Annotated in this window: 5 protein-coding genes; 1 reads left to right on the top strand and 4 read right to left on the bottom strand. The window is 74.9% G+C overall.

Going from position 1 to position 7934, the window contains the following annotated elements; genetic code table 11:
* Nucleotides 1-163: 163 nt before the first annotated feature.
* Both AAHZ94_RS24025 and AAHZ94_RS24030 read right to left on the bottom strand, forming a co-directional pair.
* Nucleotides 164-2692, bottom strand: coding sequence for an ABC transporter permease (locus AAHZ94_RS24025; protein ID WP_349995133.1), 2529 nt, complete (start codon nt 2690-2692; stop codon nt 164-166).
* The gene (locus AAHZ94_RS24030; protein ID WP_349995137.1) at nt 2692-3444 is read right to left on the bottom strand and encodes an ABC transporter ATP-binding protein; all 753 of its coding nucleotides are present in this window, start codon (nt 3442-3444) and stop codon (nt 2692-2694) included. The genes AAHZ94_RS24025 and AAHZ94_RS24030 overlap by 1 nt, the downstream gene beginning before the upstream one ends.
* Before the next feature lie 677 nt (nt 3445-4121).
* Here AAHZ94_RS24030 and AAHZ94_RS24035 point away from each other — a divergent pair.
* The gene (locus AAHZ94_RS24035; protein WP_349995134.1) at nt 4122-5327 is read left to right on the top strand and encodes a cation:proton antiporter; all 1206 of its coding nucleotides are present in this window, start codon (nt 4122-4124) and stop codon (nt 5325-5327) included.
* Nucleotides 5328-5480: 153 nt separating this feature from the next.
* Here the strand turns inward: AAHZ94_RS24035 and AAHZ94_RS24040 are convergent, their stop codons facing one another.
* Complete coding sequence (locus tag AAHZ94_RS24040; protein WP_349995135.1) at nt 5481-6617, bottom strand: PP2C family protein-serine/threonine phosphatase; 1137 nt, start codon at nt 6615-6617, stop codon at nt 5481-5483.
* A gap of 315 nt (nt 6618-6932) precedes the next feature.
* Nucleotides 6933-7790 carry an Fpg/Nei family DNA glycosylase gene (locus AAHZ94_RS24045; RefSeq protein WP_349995136.1) on the bottom strand — a complete coding sequence of 286 codons (858 nt, stop codon included), beginning with the start codon at nt 7788-7790 and terminating at the stop codon, nt 6933-6935.
* Between the last annotated feature and the right edge of the window lie 144 nt (nt 7791-7934).

Raw genomic sequence — 7934 nt, forward strand, 5'->3', positions numbered from 1 at the left:
CACCCCCGACTGGGTCAGCTCCGCGTGCCCCCGCCGGGGGGGCCCCGCCCCCCGGGCGCCGCGCCGCGGGCGGCGGCCGGCGCGGGCCCGGGCGGCGCACGGGGAGTGCACCGCCCGGGTACCCAGTCTCGCCGGCGGTTCTCGCAGGCCGACCGGTGGGGCGCTACTGGCGCTGGCTCGCGCCGCTCAGGGCCGTCTGGCGCAGGGCCAGGCGGGCCGGCAGGGTGGTGGAGAGCAGGCCGAGCAGGACGGCGGCGCCGGCGATGGACGCGTACAGACCGGCCGGGATGTGCGGGGCCTCGCCGGTGATGCCGTGGGTCATCGGGTTGAGCGTGATCAGCGCGATGGCGGTGCCGATGGCCACGCCCGCGCCGCCGACCAGCAGGGCCTCCCAGCGGACCATGCCGAGGATCTGGCGCCGGGTGGAGCCGACCAGGCGCAGCATGCCCAACTCGCGGCGGCGGTCGAGGACCGTCATGACGAGGGTGTTGGCGGCGGCGACGGCGGCGAATCCGCCCAGTACGGCGGCCATGGTGGTGTTGGCCCAGGCGTTGAGTTCGCTGTCCTTGTCCTGGGCCGCCGCGTACCCGTCGGGATCGGTGACCGCGCCGAGCGGGGCGAGGGCCGCGGCCACCTTCGCCGGGTCGCCGCCCGGGGCCCGCTTGACCAGGACGTCGCTGTCGAACCCGGAGGTCACGTGCGGGGCGAGCATCGAGCGCGCGAGGGTGAGCTGGGCCAGGCCGAGGCCGCGTCCGTAGGTGGCGACCACCTCGGGGCGGCTGACCGTGCCGTCGGGCAGCACGATCCGCAGCCGCTCGCCGACCTCGACGCCGGCCGCGTCGGCCAGCAGGTGGTCGACGGCGACGGTGCCGGGGCGGCCGATGGCGGCCTGGTCGCCGCTGCGCAGGTCCAGGTCCTGGACGGCGCGCAGTTGGCTGCCGGTGCCGGAGATCCCCTGGGTGGGGACGTTGAGCAGCATGCGGTTCTCGCCGGAGCCGGTCTGTACGAGGGCGCCGGTGCGCAGCAGGCCGACGGCGGTGGCCACGCCCGGGGTGCGGGCGGCGCGGGCCGCGGTGCCGGCGGGCAGCCCGTCGGGCGAGCTGATGACGTGGTCGGCGACGACTCCGGCGCGGCGCTGGTCGGACGCCGCCTGCGCCTGGCTGGTGTGCAGGAACACCAGGGTCGAGGAGAAGGCCATGGCCAGCACGATGGGGGTGAGGGCGGAGGCGAGTCGGCGGGAGTTGGCGCGCGTGTTGGCCGCCGCGAGGTGGGCCGCGGCGCCGCCGAGGCTCAGCGGCAGCCCGATGAGCCAGGCGCAGAGCCGGGCGATGATCGGCCCGAGCAGGCTGACCGCGAGCATGAAGAGCATGACGACGCCGAGTGCGAGGTTGGCCGCGTCGTCGCCGCTCTCCTCGGCCGCGACACCGGCCAGCGCGATGGCGCCGACGAGCGCGCCGGCGCCGATGACGGTACGGATGACGCCGGGATTGGAGCGTTCCACCGCGGCCTCGCTGAGCGCCTGGCCCGGCTTGATCTTCGCGGGGCGGCGGGCCGCGAGCAGCCCGGCGCACACCGCGGCGAGCAGCCCGGCGCCGACGGCGCACAGCAGCGGCAGCCAGGTGACCTGGAGTTCGACGCCGTCGGGGATGGCGCCCTTGTCGCGGAGTTGGTCGAACCACCAGTGCGCCAGGGCGATGCCGGGCAGGCAGCCGAGCGCGCCGGCCAGCGGGGCGACCAGCAGGGCCTCGGTCGCCACCGAGCGGCGCAGTTGCCGCGGGGTGGCGCCGATGGCGCGCAGCAGGGCGAACTCGCGGGAGCGCTGGCTGACGCAGAGGGCCACGGTGCCGGCGGTGGTGAAGATCGCGACGAGCGCGGCGATGCCGCCGAAGCTGCCGCCGACGCCGACGAGGACGTCCTGGGCCCCGGCGACGCCGGGCTCCTCCACGCCGCCGCGGTCGTCGCCGGTGTGCACCTTGGCCTTGCCGGCCACGGCCCGCTCGACCTGGTCGGCGAGGTCGCCGGTGCTGGTGCCCGGCTTGGGCAGGACGGCGATCGCGTCGACCTTGCCCGGGTGGCCCGAGAGCGCGTCGGCGCGCTGGTCGGTGAGCCAGGCGGTGGGCGCGTTGACTGCGGCCCTGGCGTGCGGTGCGGCGATGCCGGTGACGCGGACCCGGTGGGCGCCGTCGGCGCTGGTCACGGTGGTGTGGGAGCCGACGGTCAGCCGCGCGGCGCGGGCGGTGGCCGCATCGAGCACGACCTCGTCCCCGGCGCGCGGGGCGGCGCCGCTGGCGAGCTTGGTGCCGGTGAAGGCGGTGGAGCCCCAGCCGTGCGCGGTGACGGTGCCGGCGGCGGTGCGCAGCGGATAGCTGAGGTCGGGGATGGCCGCGGCGACGCCGGGGGCCCGGGAGACCTTCGCGACCAGGCGGGCGTCGAGCCGTGCGGTGTCGGGCAGCAGGGTGCCCTCCTGGTCGCCGCCGGCCTCGTAGTGTGCCTTCTGCTCCGCCGCTGCGACCACGGGGGCGTCCGCGTACCGCTGGGGCGGCGCTGCTGCCCGTACGCCGCTCTCCAGCAGGATGCCGCAGGCCGAGACGATCAGCGCGGCCATCATCAGGGCGACGAAGGTGCCGGCGAAGGAGGCGGGCTTGAAGCGGATGGCCGCCCGGGCCAGGCCGTTGGTGAGGGAGCGCGCCATCAGGCCACCGCCCCTGCCGTCGCGTGGTGCGGGGCCTTGCGGGTGCGTGCGGTGAGGGAGGTCATCCGGGCGGCGATCTGCTCGGCGCTGGGCCGGGTGAGCTGGTCGGCGATGGCGCCGTCGGCGAGGAAGAGCACGCGGTCGGCGTAGCTGGCGGCGGTCGGGTCGTGGGTGACCATGACGACGGTGGCGGCGAGCGCGTCCACGGCGTGCCGCAGCAGGGCCAGGACCTCGGCCGCGGTGCCGGTGTCCAGGGCGCCGGTCGGTTCGTCGGCGAAGACCACGTCGGGCCGGGTGACCAGGGCGCGGGCGATGGCCACGCGCTGCTGCTGGCCGCCGGAGAGCTGGCCCGGGCGGCGGCCGGCGTGGGCGTCGAGGCCGACCTGGGCGAGCACCCGGGCGGCGGCCGTGCGGTCGGGGCGGCGGCCGGCGAGCCGCATCGGGAGCAGCACGTTCTGTTCGACGGTGAGCGAGGGCAGCAGGTTGAACGCCTGGAAGACGAAGCCGAGGCGGCTCCGGCGCAGCGCGGTGAGCTCGTTCTCCTTCATGCCGGTGATCTCCGTGCCGCCGAGGCGCACCGAGCCTTCGGTGGGCCGGTCGAGCCCGGCGGCGCACTGGAGGAAGGTCGACTTGCCCGATCCGGAGGGGCCCATGACGGCGGTGAAGCTGCCGCGGGGCAGGGCGAGGTCGATGCCGCGCAGGGCGTGCACGGTGCCGGAGCCGCGCCCGTACTGGCGGCGCACGCCGCGCAGTTCGACGGCCCAGTCACCGGTGGTGGCGCCGGGCGCGGCCGGCGGGGGGCCGGCGGGGGCCGGGCGGGCGGGGGGCTGGGGCGGTGCGCCGTACGGGGCGCCGGGCGCAGCACCGGGGGCGGTGCCGTACGCCGGGCCGGGGCCCGTTCCGTACGGAGCGGCGTGGGCGGCGCCCGATGCAGCGCCGTACGGAGCGCCGTAGGCCGGCGGGGTGCCGGGGGCGGGTGGAACGGGGCCGGGGGTGGGTCGGCCGGGCGTCGGGTGCCCCGCATCCGGCTTGGTGCGACGCCTGTTCCGCAGCCCCATCGTCTGTCCCGTCCTTCGCTGTTGCGGCGCGTGCACCCGGCGGTGCGCAGCGCCTGTGTCCCGGGTGTGGTCGGCACCCGGCTGACGTGGTCTTTCAACACCTCGAACCTACGGATCGCGGGCACCTCGCAGCCATGGCGGCCACCGGCGGATCGAGGGTGGGGAAAACCCGATGGCCGATGCGGGGGATCGGTCCCGGGGCCGGTTCGGGCGAGGGCGCGTACGTTTGTGGAGTAGGACATTCCGGTCTGGCGACAGGGTCGAATAATCGTTTGGTAAACTAATTACATACGACTTCTTGACTCCCCCTTGACCTCACCGTCGGGCCAACCTCTGGAGGAGCCATCGGACACGCGGACACCCTCATCGCCATGGGCGGGGCGTTCCTCGCCGCCGCGGTGCTCGCCCGCCTGGGCGCGCGCATCGGGCTGCCCACCATTCCCCTGTTCATCCTGGCCGGCATCCTGCTGGGCCCCAACACGCCGGGCATCGTCCTGGTCGAAGACCCGCACGAGTTCGAGATGCTCTCGGCGCTCGGCCTGGTCCTGCTGCTCTTCTACCTCGGTCTTGAGTTCCACATGGACGACCTCAAGACCGGTGGCCGCAAGATGGCCATCGCGGGCGGCGCCTACCTCGCGCTGAACGTGGGCGCCGGTCTCGCCTTCGGCTTCGCGCTCGGCTGGGGCACCTCCGAGGCGCTGGTGCTCGCCGGTGTGCTCGGCATCTCGTCATCGGCGATCGTGACGAAAGTCCTGGTGGACCTCGGGCGGATCGGCAATCCGGAGACCAAGCCGATCCTCGGCATCATCGTGGTCGAGGACATCTTCCTCGCGCTCTACCTCGCGGCACTCCAGCCGGTGATCTCCGGCGCCGACAGCCTGTCGTCGGCCGCGCTCGATGCGGGCAAGGCGTTCGGCTTCCTGCTGCTGCTCGCCGCGCTGGCGCGCTGGGGCATCGAACTGATCGGCCGGCTCTTCGCCACCCGCGACAACGAGCTGCTGGTGATCTCCTTCCTGGGGGCCGCGGTCTTCGTGGCGGGCGTCTCCGAATGGTTCGGCGTGGCCGATGCGATCGGCGCGTTCATGGTCGGTCTGATGCTCGGCAGCACCGCGTCCGGCAACCGCATCCGCAAGCTCGTGCACCCGCTGCGCGACGCCTTCGGCGCGATCTTCTTCTTCGCCTTCGGCCTCTCCATCGACCCCGGTGACCTGCCGAAGGTGCTCGGCCCGGTCGCCATCGCGGTGGTCGTGACCATGGTGATGAACGTGGCGGCGGGCCAGGTGGCCGCGCGGCTGTACGGGTTCGGCGCCCAGCCGGCGGCGAACATCTCCACCGCGCTGCTGGCCCGGGGCGAGTTCGCGCTGATCCTCGCGACCATGGCGGCGGGCGCGGGCCTGGACGACCGGCTCTCCCCCTTCATCGCCGGCTACGTACTGATCCTCGCGGTCCTCAGCCCGCTGGCGGCGGCCAACGCGCACCGGCTGGCCCGCTTCCTCCCCGGCGGCGACCGGCCCGAGCCGCCCAAGGCCGGGGCGCTCCAGGGCCAGGGCAAGGGCGAAGGCACCGACCCCGAGTAGGCGACGACGGATGACCGACGCGAAAGGGCCGGGCGCAGCGAGAACGCGCCCGGCCTTTCGCGTACGTGGACGCTGCGCGTGCGTGGGCGCTGCGCGTGCGTGGGCCCTTGGCGTACATGGGCGCTGCGCGTACGCGGGCTCCGGCGACGGCGTCTAGTCGCGGCAGATCAGCAGCAGGGCCCGGTCGTCGTTGACGTCCTTGGCCACCGATTCGATCAGGTGCCAGGCCGCGCCCTGGAAGCCGCTGCCCACGTACCGGTCGGCCGCCCCGGTCAGGCGGTCGATGCCGTCGGCGATGTCCCGCTCGGCGGTCTCCACCAGGCCGTCCGTGAAGAGCATCAGGACGTCGCCGGGGCGCAGGCTGCCCTTGACCGGGTCGAACTGTGCCCCGTCGTAGACCCCGAGCAGCGGCCCCTCGGCCGCCACCTCGTCCCACCGCCCGGAGCCGGCGCTCAGGTGCAGCGCGGGCGGGTGGCCCGCGGAGTACAGCTCGTAGTCGCCGCTGTCGAGGTCGAGCACCAGGTGGATGGAGGTCGCGAAGCCCTCGTCCCAGTCCTGGCGCAGCAGGTAGCCGTTGGCCGCGGGCAGGAAGCCGTGCGGCGGCAGCGAGCCGAGCAGCCCGCCGAAGGCGCCGGAGAGCAGCAGCGCCCGCGACGCGGCGTCCATGCCCTTGCCCGACACGTCGGTGAGCACCACTTCGAGGGTGCGGTCACCGCCGGTGCGGGCCGCGACCACGAAGTCGCCGGAGAAGGACTGGCCGCCGGCCGGGCGCAACGACATCTCGCGGTGCCAGCCGCGCGGCAGCGAGGGCAGCTTGCTCTGCACCCGGATGCGTTCGCGCAGGTCGAAGAGCATGGTGCCGCCGCCGCGCCAGGGCACCCCGACCCGGCTGCGGAACTGGGCGATCAAGAGCCCGAGGAAGCCGACCGCGGCCACCACCAGGATGGTGCCGGCCGTCACCCGGTCCTCGCCGCCGATGTACGACTGGACCAGCGCCGCCTCGATGATCAGGGCCGCGGCCGACGTCGCGTACAGCGCGAGCAGGCTGGCCGGGCGCAACAGCAGACCGCCGGCGACGATCGGCAGCACCAGGGCGGCCGGGTCGCACCAGTCGGGCCAGGCGATGGTGCCTGCGGCGATCGCGGGGACCGAGACGAGCAGGACGGCCAGGGCCACCCAGTCGGAGCCGTCCCCACGGAAGTAGTCCACCCCCGCCTTACGCACGCGGGTGCGGGCCCGGTGGAGCGCCTTGCGCATCCGGGCCGTCGGGGTCTCCACACTTCCGGTCATCTCATCCGGACCTTATCCACCCGCCACCATGCTCCGTACATTTCTCCGTCTCCGACGCTTCGCATGGTCGCCCCGACGTCAGGTTGTCGGCTACGCCCCGGTTCACCGGCCGAGAAGGGAATCTTAAGCGAAATGCGTTCGCCTGTGCGGGTACGAGGCGGATGGGCCGATGCGTAGCGAGGGGATCACCGCGTGCTGCGGACGGTCGCGTACGGCGTGTGGTAGGGGCTGGGGCAGTCGGCGGGCGTACGGCGGGTCCGCTGCACGGGCGGCACAAACGGCCCGAAATCGGCGGGTGGACGCTGGGGCCAGGGCTCAGGAGCGGCGTTGACAGCCCGGGCACCAGAAGAGGTTGCGGGCGGCGAGTTCAGCGGTGCGGATCTCGTCGCCGCAGAGGTGGCAGGGCTGGCCGGCCCTGCGGTAGACGTACACCTCTCCCCCGTGGTCGTCCACCCGGGGCGGGCGGCCCATGGCCTCGGGCAGGTGCTCGGGCCGCACCGTGTCGATGCGGTTGTGCCGGACTCCCTCGCGCATCAGCACGATCAGATCGACCCAGATCGCGTCCCACTGCGCGCGGGTGAGGTCACGGCCGGCCAGGTACGGATCGATGCCGTGCCGGAACAGCACCTCGGCGCGGTACACGTTGCCCACCCCGGCGATCACCTTCTGGTCCATCAGGAGGGCGGCGACGGTGGACCGGCTGCGGGCGATGCGCCGCCAGGCGGCGTCCCCGTCCGCGCTCGGGTCGACGTCCGCGGCGCGGCGGGCTCCGGCCGGCGGGCCGACCACCCGCAGCGGGTCGGGGCCGAGCCGGTCGTGTATCGCCTGCTTCTCGCCGTCGGTGATCAGGGCGCAGGTCGTCGGGCCGCGCAGGTCGGCGTGGGCGGTGGGGCCCACCAGGCGCAGCCGTACGGTGTCGGTGGCCGGCGGCGCCGGGACCGGGCCGAAGCCGAGCTTGCCGAAGAGGCCGAGGTGGATGTGGACCCAGCCGGCGGCGGCGAAGCCGAGGAAGAGGTGCTTGCCGTGGGCGTCGGCCGCGGTCAGCGGCTGACCGTCGATCAGCGCCGCGCCGTCGGCGAACTTCCCCTGGGGGCTGCTCGCCGCGAGGGGCCGATCGGCGAAGCGCTCCCGGTAGTCCGCGGCGAGACGGTGGATCGTATGCCCCTCAGGCACGCTGGGTTCCTCCGACGCACGCGGCGCGGCGGGCGGGGGCGGTCCCCCGCCCCCCGGGCGGCCGCGGGGGGGGGGGGGGGGGGGGGGGCCCGGCCCCCCGCGGGGGGGGGGGGGGGGGGCCGCGCGGCGGGGGCGGGGCGCCCC

This window comes from Streptomyces sp. HSW2009, assembly GCF_040240285.1.
Taxonomy (GTDB): Bacteria; Actinomycetota; Actinomycetes; order Streptomycetales; family Streptomycetaceae; genus Streptomyces.

Bases quoted from the DNA above. Each gene is read 5' to 3' on its own strand.
- AAHZ94_RS24025 (WP_349995133.1), bottom strand. From the start codon at position 2,692: ATGGCGCGCTCCCTCACCAACGGCCTGGCCCGGGCGGCCATCCGCTTC.
- AAHZ94_RS24035 (WP_349995134.1), top strand. From the start codon at position 4,122: ATGGGCGGGGCGTTCCTCGCCGCCGCGGTGCTCGCCCGCCTGGGCGCG.
- AAHZ94_RS24040 (WP_349995135.1), bottom strand. From the start codon at position 6,617: ATGACCGGAAGTGTGGAGACCCCGACGGCCCGGATGCGCAAGGCGCTC.